The organism is Streptosporangium sp. NPDC023825, from assembly GCF_040639575.1.
Taxonomy (GTDB): Bacteria; Actinomycetota; Actinomycetes; order Streptosporangiales; family Streptosporangiaceae; genus Streptosporangium.
Genome location: NZ_JBFAAE010000014.1, coordinates 14448 through 36783 on the forward strand (window position 1 = coordinate 14448; position 22336 = coordinate 36783).

Sequence of the window (22336 nt, forward strand, 5' to 3'; positions counted from 1 at the left end):
CGGTCTCGCGCGCCCCCACGAGGGTCAGGTCCCCCCCGAAACTGCTAGGAGCTTCAATCATGCGTACGTGGGTTACGGGCACGGCCCCCGCGGCACTGCTCGCACTGGGCGTCATGGCCATGGGCGGCGGTACGGCCTTCGCCGACACCGACGGCGACCACTCGATCGGTGGAGGCAACCAGGTCAAACTCCCGATCACCCTGCCGATCGACATCAGCGGCAACGCCGTCGGTGTGGCCGGGCAGTCGGCGGCCTCCTCGGAGGGTGGCGCCTCCGTCGAGAACGGCGACGGCGATGCGGGCGTCGGTGGCAACACCACGTCCGGCCGGGGCAGCATCCTGGGCGGCAACCAGGTCGTCGCTCCCATCACCGCGCCCGTCAACGCCTGTGGCAACGCGGTGTCGGTGTTCGGCCGCTCCGAGGCGGGCTGCCGGGGCGGCGCCTCGGTGCGGAACCAGGGCGGAAGCGGCGGCGGAGCCGGCGGCAACCGCACGAACGGTGAGCACAGCATCGGCGGCGGCAACCAGGTCGTGGCGCCGATCACCGCGCCGATCAACGCCTGCGGCAACTCCTTCGCGATCTTCGGCGGCGCGGCCGCCGGTTGCCGTGGCGGGGCCTCGGTGAGCAACCAGGGTGGAGCCGGTCGCGGTGCCGGCGGCAACACCACGTCCGGCCGGGGTTCCGTGCTCGGGGGCAACCAGGTGGTGGCGCCGATCACCGCGCCGATCAACATCTGCGGCAACTCGGTCGCCGTCATCGGCGGGGCCTTCTCCGGTTGCGAGGGCGGTGCCGAGGTCGTCGGCGGCGGCACCCCGGGCGGCCCCGGACACCCGGGCGGCCCCGGGCACCCGGGCGGTCCTGGGCGCCCCGGTGGTCCTGGGCACCCGGGTGGTCCTGGGCACCCGGGTGGTCCTGGGCACCCGGACGGTCCTGGGTGGCCCGGTAAGCCTGGAGAGCACGAGGGACCCGGCCGGCCCGGCGGGCCCGGAGAGCACGGCAGGCCCGGCGGCAAGCCCGGTTACGGTGACCACGGCGGCCGCGGGAAGCAGTGGCCGCGTCCCGGTGGCGGCTGGGAGCACGGCCCGCGTCCGGGCGGTCCCGGCGACGGCTGGGGGCACGGTCCCCGTCCCGGCGGTCCCGGCGGCCCCGGGGGTTACGGCCGGCCGGGCAACGACACCGACGGGCGCTTCGGCGCGGGCAGCGGCAACCAGGTGGTGGCGCCGATCACCGCGCCCGCCGAGGTCTGCGGCAACGCCGTCGGCAACGGCCAGGCGGGCTGCCCGGGAGGGGTGTCGGTGCCGGCAGGCCGGGGCGGCGGTGCGGGTGCGGGTGGCAACACCACGTCCGGCCGGGGCTCGGTGCTGGGCGGCAACCAGGTGGTGGCGCCGATCACCGCGCCGATCAACGTCTGCGGCAACGCGGTGGCCGTCCTGGGCGGCGCGTTCGCCGGCTGCCAGGGCGGTGCGTCCGTCGGGGGCGGCGCCGGCGGTGGCGGTGGTGCGGGTGGTAACCGCACCTCCGGCCAGGGCTCGGTGTTGGGCGGCAACCAGGTGGTGGCGCCGATCACCGCGCCGATCAACGTCTGCGGCAACGCGGTGGGCGTGCTCGGCCAGGCCGCGGCCGCGTGCAGGGGCGGCGCCTCGGTCGCGGGTGGTGCGGGCGCGGGTACGGGTGCCGGTGGCAACCGTACCTCCGGCCAGGGCTCGGTGCTGGGCGGCAACCAGGTGGTGGCGCCGATCACCGCGCCGATCAACATCTGCGGCAACGCGGTGGCCGTCCTGGGCGACGCCGCCGCGGGCTGCCTCGGCGGCTCCCGTGTCGGCGGTCCGTCCGGGCGTCCGGGCGGCCACTGGGGCGGCCACGGCGGTCACGACGGCAAGTGGGGCGGTCACGGCGGTCACGGCGGTCCTGGCGGCCACGGCGGCTACGACAACGGTCACGGCGGCCGAGGCGACGGGGACTCCAAGCCCGGCAGGCACCGGACCAGCGGTCTGCTGCCCGCCCTCCCGGCCGTCCCGGCTCTCGGCGGCGCGGCGGGTCAGGCTTCCGCCTCCGGTGTGTCGTCGATGCCCGCGGCCCAGGGCGCGGCGGACCAGGCGCGGTTCCCGGTCCCCGCGAGGTTGCCCGAGCTTCCCGCCGTGCCCGTCGTGCCCGCCGCTCCGGCGGGCGACCGGGCAGCGGCGGCCGGCAACGGCTCGCCGCTGGCTCCCGTCACCGACCTGGCCTCCTCGACTCCGGCGGGCTCCCTGCCGGTCGGTGACCTGGGTCTGATGAGCGCCGCCCAGCCCGTCGGGGTGACCGGGATGAACGTCGGCTCCCTGGTCACCCTGCTGATCGGCGCGATGGCCGCGGCCGCCGCGACGGTCTTCGGCACCACCCGCCGGATCCGTTTCGGCAAGAAGTAAGAAGTAGAAAGTAAGGCATTAGTCACCCATTAGACACGCTTTCCCAGAGTCACCGAGGAAGGCGCGCAGACGCCTCGACGGCGGTGGGACAGGACGCCGCGCCCCCGCGGCGCGGCGTCCGCTCGGCCGGCGAGGCATGGAAGCTTTGCCCGTTCCGGGGGCGCGGCCCGGAGCGGGCAAAGCCATGTCCGGGGATCACATCGTCCTGGTCACACGTATGATCTTCCGGCGCAGTCGGACGTCCCGACGACCGTCGGGATACAGTCGCAGGCGGTCGAGCTCCCAGTCGCCGTATTCTGCATGTTCGGTCAGTATCCGCCGGGCTGCGTCCCGGGATGTGCCACGCGGAAGGTGGAGAACCAAGTAGGAGTAGTCGAGCACAGCGATTAGTCTCCGAGGGTGAGCTGGGGGACGTCGACACTCATAGGGCTTTATTCTGCGTCCTTGCGGCTTCTCTTGGGAGTGTCCCCGGCTGAGACCGGGTAACCCGAGGGGAAGAAAACGGGGAACGAATGCGAACAGCGAGGTAGGAAGCAGCGTGCCAGCCAAGAACGGCAACGCCGACGGAACCCGCCTGGTGATCGTCGAGTCGCCTTCCAAGGCGAAGACCATCGCCGGGTACCTCGGCCGCGGCTACGTCGTGGAGTCCAGCATCGGGCATATTCGCGACCTCCCCGAGAAGGCCGACGACGTCCCCGAGAAGTACAAGGGGGAGTCCTGGGCACGCCTCGGCGTCAACGTGGATCATGAGTTCGAGCCGCTCTATGTCGTCAACCACGACAAGAAGGCCCAGGTGAGCAAGCTCAAGCAGCTGCTCAAGGACGCCGACGAGCTCTATCTCGCCACTGACGAGGACCGTGAGGGCGAGGCGATCGCCTGGCACCTTCGTGAGGTGCTCAATCCCAAGGTCCCGGTCCACCGCATGGTGTTCCACGAGATCACCCTGAGGGCGATCCAGGAGGCGGTGGCCAATCCCCGCACCCTGAACCTGAGGCTGGTCGACGCCCAGGAGACCCGGCGCATCCTCGACCGCCTCTACGGCTTCGAGGTCAGCAAGGTCCTGTGGAAGAAGGTCAAGCCCCGCCTGTCCGCCGGGCGCGTGCAGTCCGTGGCGACCCGGCTGGTCGTGGAGCGCGAACGCGAGCGCCTGGCGTTCACCAGCGCGAGTTACTGGGACCTGCAGGCGCTGCTCGACACCGGCCGCGACGAGGTCCCGCACGAGTTCACCGCCATGCTCACCGGCGTGGACGGCAAGCGCGTCGCCCAGGGACGCGACTTCGCGAGCAACGGCACCCTCAAGAGCGCCGACGTGCTCCATCTGGACGAGCAGGCCGCCACCGCCCTGGCCGGGCGGCTGGCCGGGGTGTCGTACAAGGTCAGGTCGGTCGAGCGCAAGCCGTACACCCGCAAGCCGTACGCGCCGTTCAGGACGACCACGCTGCAGCAGGAGGCCAGCCGCAAGCTGGGCTTCTCCGCGAAGTCGACCATGCAGGTCGCCCAGCGCCTGTACGAGAACGGCTTCATCACCTACATGCGAACCGACAGCATCACGCTGTCGGAGACCGCCGTCGCGGCGGCCCGCAGCCAGGCCATCAAGCTGTACGGCGCGGCGTACGTGCCCGACAAGCCGCGCGTCTACGCCAGCAAGGTCAAGAACGCGCAGGAGGCGCACGAGGCGATCCGTCCCTCGGGCGAGGAGTTCCGCACGCCGGGCGAGACCGGGCTGAGCGGCGACATGTTCCGCCTGTACGAGCTGATCTGGCAGCGGACCGTGGCCTCCCAGATGAAGGACGCGGTCGGCGAGTCGGTCACCGTCAAGGTGGACGGCACGTCCAGCTCCGGCGAGCGGGCCGAGTTCACCGCCTCCGGGCGGACCATCACCTTCCACGGCTTCCTGAAGGCCTACGTCGAGGGCGCGGACGACCCGTCCACCGACCGGGACGACTCCGAGAAGCGCCTGCCGAACCTGACCGAGAACGACCCGCTCACCGCGTCCGCCCTCAACGTGCTGGCGCACGCCACCAAGCCGCCCGCGCGGTACACCGAGGCGTCGCTGATCAAGGAGCTGGAAGACAAGGAGATCGGCCGCCCGTCGACGTACGCGTCGATCATCGGAACGATCCTCGACCGCGGGTACGTCTTCAAGAAGGGCACGGCCCTGGTGCCGTCCTTCCTGGCGTTCGCGGTGGTCAACCTGCTGGAGCAGCACTTCGGCCACCTCGTCGACTACGACTTCACCGCCGACATGGAGAAGGTCCTCGACGACATCGCCAACGACAGGGCGGAGCGGGTGCCGGAGCTGCGCCGGTTCTACTTCGGCGTGGACGGCGACGAGGGCCTGAAGGAGATGGTCACCGATCTCGACGAGATCGATGCCAAGGAGATCAGCTCCTTCCCGATCAGGGGCACCGACATCATGATCCGGGTGGGCCGCTACGGTCCGTACCTGGACCGCGACGGCGCCCGGGTGAACGTGCCGGAGGACCTGGCTCCCGACGAGCTCACCGCCGAGATGGCCGAGGAGCTGTTCTCCCGCCCGACGGGTGACCGGGAGCTGGGCAAGGACCCGGTGACCGGGCACGTGATCGTGGCCAAGGACGGTCGTTACGGCCCGTACGTCACCGAGATCCTGCCCGAGGAGGCGCCGCCGGCCGAGGGCGCCAAGAAGAGGACCAAGAAGGCCGACGCTCCCAAGCCGCGCACCGGGTCGCTGCTCAAGACGATGTCCCTGGACACGATCACCCTTGAGGACGCCCTGCTCCTGCTCTCGCTGCCCCGGGTGCTCGGGGTGATCGACGACCAGGAGGTCACCGCCCAGAACGGCAAGTTCGGGCCCTACATCAAGAAGGGCACCGACTCGCGCTCCCTGGCGTCGGAGGAGGAGCTGTTCACGATCACCCTCGATCGGGCCAAGGAGCTGTTCGCCCAGCCCAAGGCGAGGGGCAGGCGGGCCGCGGCCGCGCCGCCGCTGCGCGAGCTGGGGGAGGACCCCGTCTCCAAGAAGCCGATCGTGGTGAAGGAGGGGCGGTTCGGGCCCTACGTCACCGACGGGGAGACCAACGCCTCCCTGCGCAAGGGTGACGAGGTCGAGCAGATCACCACCGAGCGCGCCGCCGAGCTCCTCGCCGACCGTCGTGCCCGCGGCCCGGCGCCCAAGCGTCCCACCACCAGGGCCAAGGCGAAGGCCTGACGCCCTGGCTCCCGGGTTCCGGTGCCGCACGGGTTCCCGGGTTCCGGTGACGCGCAAGGTGAAGGCCTGACGCCCTGTTTTCCCGGGGTTTTCCCGGGTTTCCGGAACTTCCGGGGTTCTGGGAACGCATTCGCCGTCCCGGGCGTTCTTCGGAACGCGCCGGGAACGGCCGGTGGGCGAGCGGGAGAGGCGAGTGACGATCGTGGGCTTCGTGTCGCTGGTCGTCTGCGCGATCACGCTGGTCCACTGCTACCTGTGGCATCGCCTGATCCGCTCGACCACGCGGGCGGGACGGACCCGCCGGGTGCTGACGTGGATCCTCGTCGCCCTGGCCGTGCTCGCCCCGGTGACGTTGATCGCCTCCCGCAGCGAGTGGGGTCACTTCCTGGCGTGGCCGGGGTTCTTCTGGATCGCGGTGATGTTCTACCTCTTCGTGTTCCTGGTTCTCCTGGAGATTCCCCGGGCCGCGGCCCTGACGGTCCTGCGCGTGGTGGAGCTGCGGGCGGAGCGCCGCCGGGTTCCGCCGGGAGTGGCCGCCCGCAGGGCGGAGCGGACCGCGCTCCTCGCCGCTCAGCCGGTGTCCGCCGCTCAGCCGGTGTCCGCAGTTCGGTCCGATGCCGCCGGCCGGGATGAGGCCGAGACGGGTTCCGCGATCGGCGGTGTGATCGTCGTTCCGGGTGCCGGGGCCGCGCGGCGCGGCGGAGGGGCCACGGGCGGGACGAACGATCCGGCCGGGATGAGCAGGAGGCTGTTCATCGCCCGTACGGCCGCGGTCGCCGCCGGGGCGGGGGCGCTGGGCACGGTCGGCCTCGGGGTCAGGACGGCTCTCGGCGACCCGGTGATCGAACCGGTCAGGGTCGTGCTGCCCAGGCTGGATCCGCGCCTGAGCGGCCTGCGGTTCGCGGTGGTCAGCGACATCCACCTGGGCCCGCTCACCGGTACGGAACACACCCGGCGCATCGTTCGCATGATCAACTCCTTGAAGGCCGACGTGGTCGCCGTCGTCGGCGACCTGGTCGACGGCACGGTGGCCGAGCTCGGCCCGCTGGCCAGGCCGCTGGAGGACCTCGAATCCCGCTACGGCGCCTACTTCGTCACCGGCAACCACGAGTACTACACCGCCAACGGCCCGCAGGAGTGGACGGAGGAGCTGCGCGGGCTGGGCGTACGCCCGCTCGGCAACGAGCGTGTCGAGATCGCCCACGGGGGAGCCGTGCTCGACCTCGCGGGGGTCAACGACCTCGGCGGCGTCGCCTCGGGGGACGGCCCCGACTTCGAGCGGGCGCTGGGCGGCCGCGACCGCTCCCGGTCCACCGTCCTGCTCGCCCACCAGCCGGTCCAGGCCGTCCAGGCGGCCACGTACGGCGTGGACCTCCAGCTGTCCGGCCACACGCACGGTGGCCAGATGGTCCCCTTCAACCTGGTTGTCCCGATGCAGCAGCCGGTCGTCTCCGGCCTCGGAGAGGTGGACGGCACCCAGGTGTACGTGACGCGGGGGGCGGGCTTCTGGGGGCCGCCGGTCCGGGTGGGCGCCCCTCCCGAGATCACCCTGCTGGAAGTCCACCACGAGCGCCTCTGACAATCCCGCCGTGAGCACGTCTGTCACTCTCGCCGTGAGCGCCTTCGGCAATCCCGTGAGCACCTCTGGCAGCCTCGCCGTGAGCACCTCTGGAAACAGCGGCCTCGGGCGCTTCTTTTCGCAGGGGTGACCTGCGAGGTACAGGGCGGACGTATTACCCTCGTGCGACGGGCAGCCGGGCATTCCCGCCTGGCTCATGTTTTCCCCAGCCCAGCGAGCATCTGGATACGCTGACACTATGACCACCCCTGGCCGGAGCACCGCGCGACGCAAGCCCCCCCACGTGCTGGCCAATGCCCCGTTCCGCAAGCTGTGGACGGCGATGTCGGTGTGCAGCCTGGGAGACTGGCTCAACCTCCTGGCGCTGACCGCACTGGCGGGCAACCTCACCGCGGAGAAGGGCTACACGGTCCAGAGCCTGGCCATCGGCGGTGTCTTCGTGGCGAAGATGCTTCCCGCCATCGTGCTGGGCCCGCTGGCGGGCGCGTTCGCCGACCGGTTCGACCGGCGGCTGACGATGTTCTTCTGCGACCTCCTGCGCTTCGCGCTGGTGCTGTCGATCCCGCTGATCGGCAGCTACCAGTGGGTGATCGTCGCCACGTTCCTGGTCGAGTGCGTGAACCTCTTCTGGGTCCCGGCCAAGGACGCCACGGTGCCCAACCTGGTGCCCAAGGAGCGGCTGGAGGAGGCGAACCAGCTCAATCTCCTGGTCACGTACGGCACCGCGCCCATCGCGGCGCTGCTGTTCGCGCTGCTTTCGGTCGCCGACGACTTCCTGGGAAGGCTGGTGCCGTTCCTGGCCCAGCGCGAGACCTACCTGGCCCTGTTCATCAACGCCCTCGCGTACCTGGTCTCGGCCGTCATCATCTTCTCGCTCAAGGACATCCCGAAGACGAGCGCGCGGACCACCTCCACGCCGTCGGTGCTGCGGCAGATCTTCGAGGGCTGGCGGTTCGTCGGCGGCAACCGGCTGATCCGCGGCCTGATCATCGGCATGCTGGGCGCGTTCGCCGCCGGTGGCGCGGTGGTCGGGGTGGCCAAGATCTACGTGGACGCGCTGGGCGGCGGCGACGCGGCGTACGGCGTGGTCTTCGGCGCGGTCTTCGTCGGCATGGCGTCCGGCATGTTCTTCGGGCCCAGGCTGCTGCGGGAGCTGTCGCGGCGGAGGCTGTTCGGCCTGTCGATCGTGGTGGCCGGGCTGGTCCTCGTGGCGGTCGCGCTCGTCCACAACCTGGTGATCGTCGTCCTGCTGACCGTGCTGCTCGGCGCGTGCGCGGGAATCGCCTGGATCATCGGCTACACCATGATCGGGCTGGAGGTGGACGACAGCCTGCGGGGCCGTACGTTCTCCTTCCTGCAGTCGCTCGCCCGGGTGACCCTGCTGCTGGTGGTCGCGGTCGCGCCGACCCTGGCGGGCCTGTTCGGCGAGCGCCAGATCCGGGTCGGCCAGGAGCCGGTCTACCGGTTCGACGGCTCCAACCTGGTGCTGCTGGTCGGCGGGCTGCTCGCGGTGATCGTCGGGATCGTCGCGCTGCGGCAGATGGACGACCGCAGGGGCGTCTCGATCATCGCCGACCTGGTCGCCGCGGTGCGCGGCGAGCGGTTCACCCCCGAGAGCGCCGAGCAGGGGCGCGGGATGTTCGTCGCGTTCGAGGGCGGCGAGGGGTCGGGGAAGACCACCCAGTCCAGGCTGCTGGCGATCTGGCTGCGCGACCAGGGCTTCGACGTCGTGCAGACCCGTGAGCCCGGCTCGACCAAGGTGGGGATGCGGCTGCGCGCGATCCTGCTCGACGCGGTGCACCAGGGGCTGTCCGCGAGGTCCGAGGCGCTGCTGTACGCGGCCGACCGGGCCGAGCACGTGGAGAAGGTCATCCGCCCGGCTCTGTACCGGGGTTCGATGGTGATCTCCGACCGCTACGTCGACTCGTCGCTCGCCTACCAGGGCGCGGGCCGGGCCCTGGACGCCGAGGACGTCACGATGGTCAACAGCTGGGCCACCGGCGGGCTCGTCCCGGACCTCACGGTGCTCATCGACACCCCGCCGTCGGTGGGGCTGGCCCGGCTGGGCGGGGCCGCCGACCGCATCGAGTCCGAGCCCCTGGAGTTCCACGAGCGCGTCCGCCGCGAGTTCCGGGCGCTGGCCGCCGCCGAGCCCGACCGCTACCTGGTCGTCGACGGGACCCTGCCCCAGAACCAGATCTCCTCGATCATCCAGGACCAGGTCCGGGAGATCCTGCCCGACCCGGTGCCGCGGGAGTCGGAGGACGTCACCGGGACCATGCCCGCCATCCGTGACTGAGCCCGCGCCCCCGGCGGGGGCCGGCACGGTGCGCCCGGGTCGTGCCAGGAGCGCGATCCGCGACTGAGCCCGTGTCCCCGACGGGTAGGTTGGGGTCGTGGGAGTCTTCGATGATCTTGTGGGGCAGGAGCGGGCCGCCGCGACGCTCCGCCGGGCGGCGGCGGCCGGGGCCGATCTGCTGGCCGGGGGGCGCGGCGCCGGGATGACCCACGCGTGGCTGTTCACCGGGCCGCCCGGGTCCGGTCGCGAGGAGGCCGCGCGGGCGTTCACCGCCGCGCTGTTCTGCCCCGACCAGGGGTGCGGCCACTGCGACATGTGCCACCAGGTGGCCGTGGGTTCCCACCCCGACCTGGAGATCGTCCGCCCGCAGGGGCTCTCGTACGGCATCAAGGACACCCGGCGGCTCATCCTGCGCGCGGCCGGGGCGCCGACGCTGGGCCGTTGGCGCGTCGTGCTGTTCGAGGACGCCGACCGGGCGACCGAGGGGGCGTCCAACGCGCTGCTCAAGGCCATCGAGGAGCCGCCGCCGAAGACGGTGTGGCTGCTCTGCGCGCCTTCCCCGGACGACATGATGATCACCATCAGGTCCCGCTGCCGGCTCGTCACGCTCGTCACCCCGCCCACCGCGGCGGTCGCCCACGTGCTGGCCACGCGCGAGAACGTGCCGCCGGTGATGGCGGAGTTCGCCGCCAGGGCCGCCCAGGGGCACATCGACCGCGCCCGCAGGCTGGCGCTGGACGCGGAGGCGCGTGCGCGACGCGAGGCGGTGCTGTCCATCCCCCGGTCGCTGACCGGCGTCGGGGAGTGCGTGATGGCCGCCGAGCGGCTGGTGAAGACCGCCGAGGACGAGGCCGCGGCGGTCACCGCGGTGCTGAACGAGTCTGAGATCACCGAGTTGCGCCAGGTCTACGGCGAGGGCTCCACCGGCAAGGGGCTCAACAGGGGCCTGATCCGCGGCGGTGCCGGCGCGCTCAAGGATCTCGAGGACCGGCAGAAGTCCCGGGCGACCCGTACCAAGCGCGACGTCATCGACGCGTCCCTGCTCGACCTGGTGGCGTTCTACCGGGACGTGCTGGCGGTGCAGTTCGGCGCGCACGTGGAGCTGGCCAGCGAGGACCGCCGCGCCGACCTGGAGGAGCTGGCCCGCGCCTCCACCCCGGAGGACACCCTGCGCAGGATCGACGCGATCATGCACTGCCGGAGGCGGCTGGCGTCCAACGTCAGCCCGCAGATGGCGGTCGAGTCGATGACCATCTCGTTGCACCGGCCCGGGTTGTGAGCTTGCCCGGGTTGTGAGCCTGTCCGGCCTGTGAGTCGCACCGGTCTTGGTCGTGAATCGGTCCTGGGCGTGAGCCGGTGCCGGTTTCCGGGGCCGATGCCGGTTTCCGGGGAAGGCGCTCGTCCATCCGCGCGATACGGCGCTGGACCGCGCGTGCCGTGCCGCGGACGGCTGCCCTCGTGGTTCACCGGGAGCTGGAGTTCGAGGGGATCGGCTCTGTCCGACATCGGGCGCTTCGGGCTTTCTCTTGGACCGCGCCGGCGAATATCGGCTGGTGAGAAGGGGGTACTGACCACCACCAAGTGGTCACTACCCGCCTGTTTGCGATTAGATGGAACCATTCATCGCTAAGTCACCTCAAAGTACGAGTGTGGGTCGTTAGGATTAACAGGCAAAAATAAGCTATTTCGTTATAAACCAGTGGACAGTGTCCTGCTCTACGGGGATGAGCAGAGAAGACCGGGGGACTCTTGGTGAGCATTGGGGCACGCCACGGAGTGATTCCGTCCGTGAGCGGGCGGGCCGTCACGAGCCGTGTGGGCAATGACGACACGCTGAGGATCGAATGGCCTGATCCGGCCGGCGGAAACGTCGCGGAGATCGTCCTGCGGCACGTGGAGACCGGCGAGGAGTGCGGGGCCGCGGATCTGACGGCACTGTCCGCGGGTGTCTGGATGGCGTCGCGCGGCGGCGAGCCCGTCGTCACCGACGATCCGGGGTTCTCGCTCGACGGGCTGTGGTCCTACGCCGAGACCCGCCGCAACCGGGAGATCAGGGCGTTCCGTACCTCCCTCGGCACGCTGGGCCTGCAGGTCCGCGAGGTCGAGCCGTACGTCGAGGTGATCCGCGTGACCGCGGAGGACGGCGTGATCCAGGTGGAGGGCGCCATCGCGTACGGCGAGCCGATCCGGGGGGCGGCCAGGCTCGTGGCGGTGGCCCGCCGGGGGCCGGAGCCCGTGAGCGGGCCCGCGAGCTTCCAGGGGCGGTGGTTCGAGGGAGGGGTGGAGATCGCGCCGATGGCCGAGACGCAGGTGCGGCGCCGGGTCTTCTGGGACCTCTATGCGGAGATATCCGGAATGCGGCTACCGCTGGCGACCCGACTTGATGACATAACTGATAAGAAGACCAAAGTTCGTTTTCCTGCCCAGCGTGTCGGGCAGGTGAGGGTCCGGCCGTACTACACCGAGACCGACAGCCTCGCCGTCGCGCTCAGCATCGAGGACGTGAGCTCGTGAAGATCTCCTTTCTCATCCTCAATGCCTACGGCATGGGCGGGACCATCCGCGCCACCTTCGACCTCGCCACCGCCCTGTCGGAACGGCACGATGTCGAGATCGTCAGCGTCTTCCAGCACGCCGACAGGCCCTTCCTGCCGCTGGGCTCGCAGGTTCGCCTGCGCTCGCTGGTGGACCTGAGGGAGGGGGCCAGGGTCCGCTGGCCGTACACGAAGAAAGCCGAGCGGCTGAGCGCGCAGGAGAGCGCGCTGATCCACCCCGAGGAGCGCGCGTACGCCTCCTTCAGCGCCTGGAGCGACGAGGTTCTCGTCCGCGAGTTGCGCAGGCTCCGCAGTGACGTGCTGGTCACCACCCGCGCGGGGCTCAACATCATGGCCGCGAGGTACGCCCGCAAGCGGGTCCTCACGATCGCCCAGGAGCACCTGCACTTCGAGGCCCACCAGCCCGGGATCTTCGAGGAGATCCGGACGTGGTACCCGAAGCTCGACGCCGTCGTGACCCTCACCGAGGCCGACGAGCACGACTACCGGAAGATGCTCAACGGGTCGTCCACCCAGGTGTTCACCATCGGCAACGGGCTGCCCGGCGGGCCGCGTCCGCGCTCCAGGCAGGAGAACCGGATCGTGCTGGCCGCGGGCAGGCTGGTGCCGGTCAAGGGGTACGACCGGCTGCTGAAGGCGTTCGTCCGGGTGGCCAGGGAACGCCCGGACTGGAAACTGCGGATCTACGGTGAGGGCCGGGTCGGCGACAAGCTGGTCAGGCAGTCCGTCAAGCTGCGCCTGCACAACAACGTCACGTTCATGGGTCCCACCGGAGACATCGAGGGCGAGCTCGCCAAGGCCTCGATCCACGCGGTCAGCTCCCGGTTCGAGGGCTTCGGCATGACCATCATCGAGGCGTTCGCCTCCGGGGTGCCGGTGATCAGTTTCGACTGTCCCCGGGGCCCTCGCGAGATCATCACCTCCGGGGTGAACGGGCTGCTGGTCCCCGCCGACGACGTGGACGCCCTGGCCGACGGGCTGATCCAGATGATCGACGACGAGGAGGGGCGCCGCCGGATGGCCGAGAACGCCCTCCAGACGGCCAGGAACTACGACATCTCCATGATCGTAAACCGCTGGGAGAAGTCCTTCGCGGAACTCGGCCGCTGACCGGAGCGGCGGACGGCCCGGCGGGGCGTCCCTGTGAGGTGATCTGTCGTCTTCGGGAGGAACTCCCGACCCGGTGGTCGAAATGCTCTCCCGCGAAAGAGCCCCCGGCCGGGGACCGCGTCAGCGCCGCGACGTCGCGCGAGCGGGCGTCGTGGCGCCGACGGAGTCCCTTTCCAGGGGACGGGTTTCCAGGGTGACGGGCTTCCAGAGGGCAGGCTTCAAGGGGGCGGGCTTCATGGGGACGGGCTGAGGCGTGGAGACCGGCCGGGGCGTACGAGGGCTCGCCGCCGCCGACGGGGGGCTTCGGGCGGCCCTCCGCGTTCCTGGGTATGACGCGTAGGGTGAGCACGAGCCGTACCCCCAGGTTTGGAGCCATATGGGCATGATCATGGCGGTGAGTTTCACCCGCTACGGCAGGCTGTACTACCTCGATCCCGGTGAGCACAGTCCCAAGGTCGGAGACAAGGTGCTGGTTCCCACCGATGCCGGGCCCGAGGTCGCCGAGTGCGTCTGGGCGCCGCAGTGGACGAGCGAGGAGGTCGGCGGGCTGCCGGTGTGCGCGGGCATCGCGAGCGAGGAGCACCTGACCCGAGACGAGGGCAACAAGCGGCGGCGCGCCGAGGCCCGCAGCGTCTCCAAGCGCCTGATCAAGCGGCACACGCTGCCCATGAAGGTCGTCGGCGTCGACTACACGGACGCCGAGAACGTCTACACGGTCTATTTCTCGGCCCCCCAGCGGGTCGACTTCCGCGCCCTCGTCCGCGACCTGGCCCGCAACCTGCGCGCCCGGGTGGAACTGCGTCAGATCGGCCCCCGCGACGAGGCCCGCCTGCAGGGCGGCATCGGCCCCTGCGGCCGTGACCTGTGCTGCGCCACCTTCCTCAAGGACTTCGAACCGGTCTCCGTCCGGATGGCCAAGGACCAGGACCTGCCGGTCAACCCGCTGCGCATCGCGGGAGCGTGCGGGCGGCTGATGTGCTGCCTGAAGTACGAGCACCCGCTCTATCTCGACGCGCACAGCAGGATGCCCCGCGTCGGGCTGAAGGTCGACACCCCCGAGGGGGCGGGAACCGTCGTGGGCCGCAACGTCCCCTCCGACTCCGTCGTGGTCCGCCTGGAGGAAGGCGGACGCCGCTGCGCGTGCCCGTCGGCGTCGGTGTGCTCCCCGCGCAAGCAGCACGACGCGGCGTACGGGGACGCGGTGAAGGTCGCCGACGGCGGACCGGAGGGATGACCGGGGCTTTCCGAGGCCCGCCCGGGTCGTGATCCCTTGGGCGCGTGCGGGCCTTCGGGCCGGCGGGAACGGTCCGGCGCGTCCGCCCGGGGTCCGTGTCACGTGGCTGCTCGCGTCCGTGCGTCCGCCTGGGTGATGCGCGGTCGCGGGGCGGCTCGCGGCCCGCGTGTCCGCCTGGGCGATGCGCGGTCGCGGGACCCGGCGCGGGCGTAGGATGCGAGCGGTCAGCCTCTCCGCGCGCGTCGGCTCCCCTCGCCGGACCCGCGTGCGATCCCGGCCCACGGACTACGGAGCGGACAAGGCGTGAGATCCCAGGTGGTCGCCGTACTGGCGACGGTGGTGACCCTGCTGGCGAGCGCGTGCACCGGAACCGACGCCAACGCCGGTTCCGGCGGCGGTACGGGCGGTGGCGAGGCGGGGAGGGCGTCACTCGGCTGGGAGGAGTGCGGGGACGGTTTCGAGTGCGCGAAGCTCCCGGTTCCCCTTGATCACGCCAAGCCGGACGGCGAGAAGATCGAGCTCAGCGTGATCCGGCTGCCCGCCTCGGGTGACCGGATCGGCTCGATCCTTCTCAACCCCGGCGGACCCGGCGCCTCCGGGGTGAAGTACGCGCGAGGTGCCCGCACGGCGGTGAGCAAGGCCGTACGGGACCGCTTCGACGTCGTGGGCTTCGACCCGCGCGGGGTCGGCGGGTCCGCGCCCGTCCGGTGCCTGTCGACGAGCGAGCTGGACACCTACGTCGGTCTCGACAGCTCGCCCGACTCGCCGGGGGAGGTCACCATGCTGGAGGAGGGCTCACGGCGGTTCGCCTCCGGCTGCCAGGCCCGCTCGGGCAGGCTCCTGCCGCACGTCGGCACGGCCGACGCCGCCCGGGACATGGACCTGCTGCGCGCCGCCGTCGGGGACTCCCGCCTCACCTACCTCGGCAAGTCGTACGGCACCCAGCTGGGCGCCGCCTACGCGGACCTCTTCCCCACCCGCGTACGCGCCCTCGTCCTGGACGGCGCCGTGGACCCCTCGCTCAGCCCGTTGGAGATGAACACCGCGCAGGCACGCGGTTTCGAGGTCGCCCTCGACGCGTTCCTCGGGGACTGCCTCACGACCACCGACTGCCCCTTCCGCGGCTCCGTCGGCTCCGCCCGCGCGGAGATCGCCGCCCTGCTCCGCCGCGCGGACACGACCCCCCTGACCAACGGGACGGGCGACGGCCGTACGGTGACCGAGGCCTGGACCACCCTCGGCCTGATCACCCCGCTCTACGACCGCCAGGCCTGGCCGGTTCTCCGCCAGGCACTCGGCCGGGCGCTGAAGGGCGACGGCACCACCCTGCTCCGCCTGGCCGACCTGCTGATCGACCGTGAGACGAACGGCGAGTACACCAACCAGACCGAGTCCAACCTGGCCGTCAACTGCGTCGACGCCCCCTACCCCCGCGACTCCGCCGCCTACGCCACGGCGGCCCGCGAGTCGGCCAAGGACGCCCCGCTCTTCGGCGCGTACGTCATGTGGAGCTCGCTGCCCTGCGCGTACTGGCCGGCGAAGGGAGGACCGCGGGCGAAGATCGACGCTCCCGGGGCCCCGCCCATCATGGTCGTCGGCACCGAACGCGACCCGGCCACGCCCTACCAGTGGTCCGAGGCCCTCGCCTCCCAGCTCTCCTCCGGCGTCCTCGTCGGTTTCGACGGTGACGGGCACACCGCCTACCTGACGGGTTCGGAATGTGTGGACCGTTTGGTGGACGACTACCTGATCGATCTGACCGTTCCCAAGGACGGAACCCGGTGCCCCAAGATCAGCTGATTCCAGGGCGCGGGAAGGCCCCGGGAGCCTGTAGACTGCCGTAGGCCGTGGTGAAACACGGCACGCCGCCTTAGCTCAGTCGGCCAGAGCACTTCACTCGTAATGAAGGGGTCTGGGGTTCGATTCCCCAAGGCGGCTCCAGGTCAGAGGCCCTCACGAAGATCGTGGGGGCCTTCTGCGTGTCTAAGCTTTGGCTCACGTGCCGAGGTGTGAGCCCTGCTCCACACTGAGCGGGATGGCTCATCGGTGCACAAAAGTGCATTTGTGAAAAATAGGGTGAGCTCACACCGTTCCAAGGTGTAGCTTCCCTGCCATGGCTGGGAAAGCCCAGGAATGGCTCAAGAGGATTAACTTTGGCGAAGGTCGCGACGTGCCACTCGATTTCGGAGTTGAGCTCTGGAAACAGGGTCTCTTCCGATATGAGACCAAGGACGGCATCGTCGCGGTTCTGGACCGCCTAGGACGGCCACATGACCCCGAGCGGATCATGTTTGAGGTCACTCGAAGCCTCCTTGATGATGTCGTTGACGCGGCAGGTGGCGTAGAGCGCGCTTACAACCGTCTATACCAAGCTATGGAAGCGTCACGTGAATACTGGGACCGCTGGAAGCTGAGAGAACTGGCTGTTCCCGAGCCCGGCATCATCGACCCGCGCCTTGAAGACGCTTGGTATGCGCTAGAAGAACTTCTCATCTGGGCAAGGAGCATGGACGATCGCCTGTGCCGGAGAAGCGTCATCGAGGGCTATAAGGCGGATCAGGGACTTGTTCCCGCTCTGGAGGACGGTCCCCGTCGTGAGGCAGTGCTCAAGGCCCGGATGCGACTCCATGGCGCTGGAGTGCAAGAAGCCAGGTTCCTGGCCGATCTCGGTCTGCACATGCAGTCGAGCCGGGCTGGCACGAAGAGTGGGGTCCTACGGAAAGGGCAGATTTTCCTGCCCTTCCCGGATCCTGTGACCGACAAGATCAAACATCGCTGGCAGCTGACCTATGACAAGAAGCGCGATGGTGTCCGATTTGCCGACAACCTCATGAGGGGAGTCGAGCGGTTCATGGACGAGATGCTTGACGCCTTCGAGGAGCACCTTCCTGAACGGTATAAGTCCTAGTGATCTCGCGTGTCAGTAACTACATGGTCCGAGGTCGCCCAGTTCCTAGGTGATTGTCGCCGTCTGCATCACGTCCCGAAGATGCGATTCATGGCTACCGCGCCGCTCTGGATGACGGGCCGGATCTGCTTGCGGTGGACCAGCTCCGTGACGACCGTGCTGCTGTGGCCGACCAAGCGGGAGATCTCCTCCAGGGGATGCCACTGTCGGAGAGCACGGACACGAAGCTGTGCCGTAGCTCTCGGGGCGACCACTGCGCCGGGTCGAGGCCAGGAGACGGGCGACGTCGCCGTGTGACCCCCGAGCCGCGCCAAGGCATCCGGCCTGATGCCCTCGATGAGCAGTGTCGGCGACTGCTACGACAACGCCATGATCGAGGCATTCTGGTCCCGAATGCAAGTTGAACTCCTCGACCGTCAACGTTGGAACACTCGGATCGAGCTCGCCAACGCCATCTTCGAGTACCTGGAGATCTGGCACAACTGCAGACGGTGCCACAGCAGCCTCGGCATGCTGACCCGATAGAGTTCGAAAACACGACCATCGTGGCATGACAATCCAAAAACGCGACTCCACCGAACCCAGGACAGACCAAAGCCTCCATCAATCCCGGCACGGTTCAGCCTGAAGTGGCCCCACCCGCCGATTCCTCGGCCTCCGATGGTGGTGACGGGCTCTACACGCTGAATGGGGTGGTCGCAGTAAGCACTACATGTAGAAATAGTGTCATGCTGCGCCGCGCTCAGATCGTGTTCTCGGTCCTTTTCATCGCGATGCTCGGCGTGGCGACCAACGTGGCCACCGGGGTTCTGCCGTCGGCCTGGGAGAGCCGGCGATGGGTGGCATGGCCGCTGATGCTCGTGATCGTGATCGCCACGGCGGTGCTGGAAGTCGTGCAGAAGGACGAGCCGCCAGCCGACTTTCCTTCGACGCAAGCTCGCATCGAGCTGATCCGCCGCGTACGGCGATACTGGGTGACGGGGGTGTTGGAGAAGTCGCTGTACAACGAGGCCCGGATCGAACTCGAACTAATCGTCCACGAGACCTCCGACCGTCCATGGGACATTGCCGTCACATGGACGAATGGCAGCCAAGAGCCGCTGCCGCCAGGTACAGATATGGCGGATGTGTTCGCGCGGATGGATCATCGGATCGTTATCCTGGGCGCGCCGGGGGCGGGCAAGACGACCATGCTGCTCGAACTCGCCAAGAGCCTCTTGACGGCGGCCGAGGATGAGAGCAAGCCGGTCCCGGTCGTGCTGCCACTTGCATCGTGGGCCCGTCACCGTAAGACGATCGCCGAATGGATAGTCGACGAGCTCGTCGAGAGTTACGGCATGCCACGGCGACTCGCGGCCGAGTGGTTACGCACCCACCATATCCTCGCCCTCTTCGACGGCCTTGACGAGGTCGCGGCAGAGCACCGTCCAGCGTGCGTCTCCCAACTGAACAAATACCTGCGCGCCAATCCGACCAGCATGGCCATCTGCTGCCGCCAAGCCGAGTACACGGTGCTCAGCGAGCAGGTCAGCGCGCACGGCATCGTGAAGATCCAGCCGATGACTGCCGAGCAGACCAAGCACTTCCTCGCGGACGCCGGACCCGGGCTGGACGGATTGCGAGCAGCCCTTGCCGCCGATCCCGAATTGTGGGAGCTTGCCTCCTCACCGCTGCTGCTCAGCATCATGGCCCTCGCTTACCGGGACGGTCCCGAGTCGTCTCCGACTACTCGGCAGGCGGGCCCGCGCCGCCGTCTGTACGCCCAGTACATCCAGACGATGCTGCGCTGGCGCAAAAATCGGCATTATCCTCCCGAGAAATCCCGGCACTATTTGCATCTTCTCGCCTATCGGCTGCGCAGTGACCGGCAGACCGTGTTCACGCTGGATCTTCTAGGGGCCGATTGGCTGCCCGGAGGCCTGTTCCTAAGTAGATCAGGACACATCATGCTGCTGGCGGTCTTGTCGGCGTGCGCGCTTATGTTCGTCGCATCCTGGCTCCTTGCCAACGTCACAACGGCCATCATCGCCGCGATAATCCTAGGGACTGCGCTTACGACGCAATTGCTCAGCCAGGACTACGAGAACAATGCCGGCATCTCATGGCGCAGCCGGGAGAAGGTGAGAGAGGTCTGGCCACCCAGAGAAGTTCCGCGGCGGGAAGACATCACTTCCAACTCCGTTATGAAGTCCCTGTACATGGCGGTCGGAGGTTTCATGGTGCATGGGCTCGGCGACAAACTTGCCGCCTCGCTCATCGCAATGTCGGTCGGAGTGGCTCTCAGCCTGCAAGAGTCCGCTCTCACTCTCACGGGGCCGGTCTACGCGATCGTGTTGCTCGTCTCCTATCTCCTGGTATCCGGACTGATAGATGGCTTCGTAAATGAGCTGGCCAAGTCCGGTCGCACGACCTCAGCTAGCCGGGAGGTGCCGAGCCCTGCGCTCCGCCCTCGTGTCCGACTCGCCCTGCGCGTTGGGCTGGCCTGGAGCCTGATCACCGGATTCGTTGCAAACTACGTCGCCGGGGCCGCGCCAGCGGAGTCACTGCCTCCGGCTGCCTATGGCGTACTCGTCGGTGTAGCGTTCTTCCTCTTGACGTTCGTCTCGATAGGCGGCGGACCGCTGCTCGAACAATTAGTATTGCGTTTCGAGCTCGCCCGGTTTCAGTGCTTCCCATGGCCTTGCCTGCCATTTCTCGACTTCATGACGGAATGCCTTATCCTCCGAAAGGTTGGGCCCGGATACATCTTCGTCCATCGTGAACTCCTTGATTTTCTCGCCGACTCGGCGGCCCCCGAAAGCCGGAATGGACACTGAGTAGGTGCTTGTGAAGGCAGCGGATACATATAGACGATTCTCGAACTGGCTACAGATCAGATGCTGGTATCGCGTCGCGCGCCAACTTCTGTGTACAGCAGCTATTTACAGCAACGCCGACGCACACGAGCATGCGTCACCAGCCACTATCTGCCGTTTGAGCTGGGCGAGGAGCCTTCTACGTCATGACCGGCTCCTGTTTGCAAACAGGCACTCAAGCTTGCAGCGATGCCGCACCGAGGGTGGATCGTCATGCAACAAATCGCGCTCTTCGGCCTGGACAACACCCTCGTCAACTTGGACGAGGCCTTTCAGACCTGGGCCGGGGAGTTCGCCGACGAGCCACGGCCTTGAGCACGAGGCGGTTGACTGGCTCGTCACGCTCGACCAGGCGAATTATCCGCATCGTGAGGTCTTCTTAAGGTTTGCGACCACTTCGCCCTCACCAAGTCGGTCGGGGAGCTGTGAGGCCGCTACCGCAAGCGCATGCCGTACCTGGTGCGCTGTCGGCCAGAGGTGATGGACGGTCTGGCTCGACTGCGTGCGTCAGGGTTGAAGGTGGCCATCGTTACCAACGGGACGGCGGACAACTAGCTGGGCAAGATCCAGCGGACGGAGCTGGCTGAGGCGGTCGACGCCTACGCGCTGTCTGGGCTTGAAGGCATCCGCAAGCCCGATGTTGGCCTGTTCGAGATCGCCGTCCGGCGGTGTGGCATGACTCTTGCCGATGGGGGATGGATGGTCGGGGACCACTTGGTCGCCGACATCGGTGGAGGACGAGCCGCCGGTCTCCGAACGGTCTGGATCGACCGAGGGACCTGGCCGGACCAGGAGCATGAGGCGGACCACGTCGTCACGGACGTGTTGCAGGCGATGGAGATCCTGCACGCGGTTCGGTGAGCGATTCGGAAGTGGGGAAGACACAAACGTCGATCTTGCTAACGCGGGTGCTAACAACAGCCCTGGATGGACCTGGACGACTGTGGACTGAGGGACCTCATGAAGCCCGCCCGAGCAGGCCCGGAAGACGGTTGTGGACGGTCCTGGACGATCGTGTTCTAACTCGTAATGAAGGGGTCTGGGGTTCGATTCCCCAAGGCGGCTCCACAGGTCGAAGGCCCTTCCGGATGATCCGGGAGGGCCTTTGTCGTATCCGTACATGCGACGGAGTCAGCTGTTCCAGGACCGATCTGGTCATGTCAGGAGCCTCGCCGATCAGGTCGTGCCCGTTCTGGACTTCACGGGGCCGTGTCGGCTGCTCGCGACAGGTACGGGGCCGGACAGGTCTGGGTGATCACGGGCTGGGCGGCCTTTCGGACGGCTCCCCACCCCGCCCGAGGTTGTCAGGCCCCATCGGGGTGCCGCGCCGGGGCGGGAAGACGAGACAATGTTCCTTCCAGTCGTTCCAGTCGTTCCAGCGGCCGGAGCGTTCGGTGAACCACTGCTCGCGGAGTGCGCGGAGCGCTCCCACGCGAGCCGGTTTCCTCGTCGGCTCTGCGTCCGTAAGGTCGCTGAACAGGTGATTTGCGGTTGGGGGCATCCGTGATTTTGGGAGCCATCCTGTCTCTTCCCGATGTGATGACCCCCCTCTGGCTATTCTCACGGTATGAGTGCTCAGCCTGTCCATCCGCACGCTCCTGGGGAGGCCAGGGTGCCACGCACTGTTGATGGCATCGCTGAGGCCCTGCAAGGCGGTCGGCGGATGGAGTTCTACCGGGAACTCGGCACAGCACCTCTGGATCAGGCGGAGGCGATCCTGCGCCGTTGGTGGTGTGAGGCGATGCTCGACACGGATCCCGAAGCCGACCAGATCCGTAAGGCCGCGCTGGAGGGCACTTTGCCCGTCGCCACCCTCGCCGATGTTCTCGAGCGCCGTGAGCGGCAGGGGCAGCCCTTTGAGTGAACCCGAAGAGGAGGGATGGCCTTGCTATTTCTCCGAAGGGGTCGCGGAGCTTCTGGCCGATCCTCAGATCAGCCCGATGTTGTTTTCAGCGGTTGTCGCGCTATCCGTTGAGATCAACGAGACGAGAGGTGATGTCTCCGGTCACACCGCTTCCCTCCAGTGGCCGCAGCAGCGCAGGGTTCCGCTCGGCAAGGACGGGATCTTGGGCGCCGCCGAGTACGTCGTCGTCGCAGACGCGAATGAGCCGCACTGTGTCATCACCCGCGTGCAGTCGTATTAGACGGCGATGCCACAGCGGTCTCGCCGAGACGTCGCACTGACTTACCACACGGGTGTC

Annotated in this window: 16 protein-coding genes, 1 tRNA gene and 1 pseudogene; 16 read left to right on the forward strand and 2 right to left on the reverse strand. The window is 68.6% G+C overall.

Annotated features, from left to right (window positions below):
• The first annotated feature begins 59 nt into the window (after positions 1-59).
• Positions 60-2405, forward strand: coding sequence for a chaplin family protein (locus AB0G15_RS15135; RefSeq protein ID WP_362839355.1), 2346 nt, complete (start codon positions 60-62; stop codon positions 2403-2405).
• A gap of 195 nt (positions 2406-2600) precedes the next feature.
• Here the strand turns inward: AB0G15_RS15135 and AB0G15_RS15140 are convergent, their stop codons facing one another.
• Complete coding sequence (locus AB0G15_RS15140) at positions 2601-2786, reverse strand: DUF5703 family protein (protein ID WP_084195129.1); 186 nt, start codon at positions 2784-2786, stop codon at positions 2601-2603.
• Between the two features lie 157 nt (positions 2787-2943).
• Here AB0G15_RS15140 and topA point away from each other — a divergent pair, with 157 nt between their 5' ends.
• The 13 genes and pseudogenes from topA (at position 2944) to AB0G15_RS15205 (ending at position 20996) form a co-directional block, all read left to right on the forward strand.
• Positions 2944-5595: a type I DNA topoisomerase gene (gene topA / locus AB0G15_RS15145; protein ID WP_362695393.1), complete on the forward strand. Its 2652-nt coding sequence runs from the start codon at positions 2944-2946 to the stop codon at positions 5593-5595.
• Positions 5596-5788: 193 nt separating this feature from the next.
• Positions 5789-7174, forward strand: coding sequence for a metallophosphoesterase (locus AB0G15_RS15150; RefSeq protein WP_362839358.1), 1386 nt, complete (start codon positions 5789-5791; stop codon positions 7172-7174).
• Between the two features lie 238 nt (positions 7175-7412).
• Complete coding sequence (gene tmk, locus AB0G15_RS15155) at positions 7413-9473, forward strand: dTMP kinase (RefSeq protein WP_362839360.1); 2061 nt, start codon at positions 7413-7415, stop codon at positions 9471-9473.
• A gap of 97 nt (positions 9474-9570) precedes the next feature.
• Entirely contained in the window at positions 9571-10752 is a 1182-nt protein-coding gene (locus AB0G15_RS15160) for a DNA polymerase III subunit delta' (RefSeq protein ID WP_362839363.1), read from the forward strand.
• 536 nt (positions 10753-11288) lie between these two features.
• Positions 11289-11987, forward strand: a complete 699-nt coding sequence (locus tag AB0G15_RS15165; protein WP_362839365.1) for a hypothetical protein — start codon at positions 11289-11291, stop codon at positions 11985-11987.
• Complete coding sequence (locus tag AB0G15_RS15170) at positions 11984-13138, forward strand: glycosyltransferase family 4 protein (protein ID WP_362839368.1); 1155 nt, start codon at positions 11984-11986, stop codon at positions 13136-13138. Before AB0G15_RS15165 ends, AB0G15_RS15170 begins: the two co-directional genes overlap by 4 nt.
• A 382-nt stretch (positions 13139-13520) precedes the next feature.
• Complete coding sequence (ricT, locus tag AB0G15_RS15175) at positions 13521-14372, forward strand: regulatory iron-sulfur-containing complex subunit RicT (protein ID WP_362695459.1); 852 nt, start codon at positions 13521-13523, stop codon at positions 14370-14372.
• A 303-nt stretch (positions 14373-14675) separates the two neighbouring features.
• Positions 14676-16172 (forward strand): alpha/beta hydrolase, encoded by a 1497-nt coding sequence (locus tag AB0G15_RS15180; RefSeq protein WP_362839371.1) that lies wholly within the window; start codon positions 14676-14678, stop codon positions 16170-16172.
• A 64-nt stretch (positions 16173-16236) separates the two neighbouring features.
• Positions 16237-16313, forward strand: a tRNA-Thr gene (locus AB0G15_RS15185).
• 172 nt (positions 16314-16485) lie between these two features.
• Entirely contained in the window at positions 16486-17280 is a 795-nt protein-coding gene (locus tag AB0G15_RS15190) for a hypothetical protein (protein WP_362839373.1), read from the forward strand.
• 306 nt (positions 17281-17586) lie between these two features.
• A pseudogene (locus AB0G15_RS15195) lies at positions 17587-17787 on the forward strand (integrase core domain-containing protein); the annotation flags it as partial.
• 221 nt (positions 17788-18008) lie between these two features.
• Positions 18009-20096, forward strand: coding sequence for an NACHT domain-containing protein (locus AB0G15_RS15200; RefSeq protein ID WP_362839376.1), 2088 nt, complete (start codon positions 18009-18011; stop codon positions 20094-20096).
• Between the two features lie 714 nt (positions 20097-20810).
• Entirely contained in the window at positions 20811-20996 is a 186-nt protein-coding gene (locus tag AB0G15_RS15205) for an HAD hydrolase-like protein (RefSeq protein WP_362839379.1), read from the forward strand.
• 394 nt (positions 20997-21390) lie between these two features.
• Here AB0G15_RS15205 and AB0G15_RS15210 read toward each other — a convergent pair whose 3' ends face one another.
• Positions 21391-21567, reverse strand: coding sequence for a hypothetical protein (locus AB0G15_RS15210; protein WP_362839382.1), 177 nt, complete (start codon positions 21565-21567; stop codon positions 21391-21393).
• Positions 21568-21747: 180 nt separating this feature from the next.
• On the opposite strand from AB0G15_RS15210, the gene AB0G15_RS15215 reads away from it, so the two are divergent.
• Both AB0G15_RS15215 and AB0G15_RS15220 read left to right on the forward strand, forming a co-directional pair.
• Complete coding sequence (locus AB0G15_RS15215; protein WP_362839385.1) at positions 21748-21999, forward strand: hypothetical protein; 252 nt, start codon at positions 21748-21750, stop codon at positions 21997-21999.
• Positions 21992-22279 (forward strand): hypothetical protein, encoded by a 288-nt coding sequence (locus tag AB0G15_RS15220; protein WP_362839388.1) that lies wholly within the window; start codon positions 21992-21994, stop codon positions 22277-22279. The genes AB0G15_RS15215 and AB0G15_RS15220 overlap by 8 nt, the downstream gene beginning before the upstream one ends.
• Positions 22280-22336 lie beyond the last annotated feature (57 nt).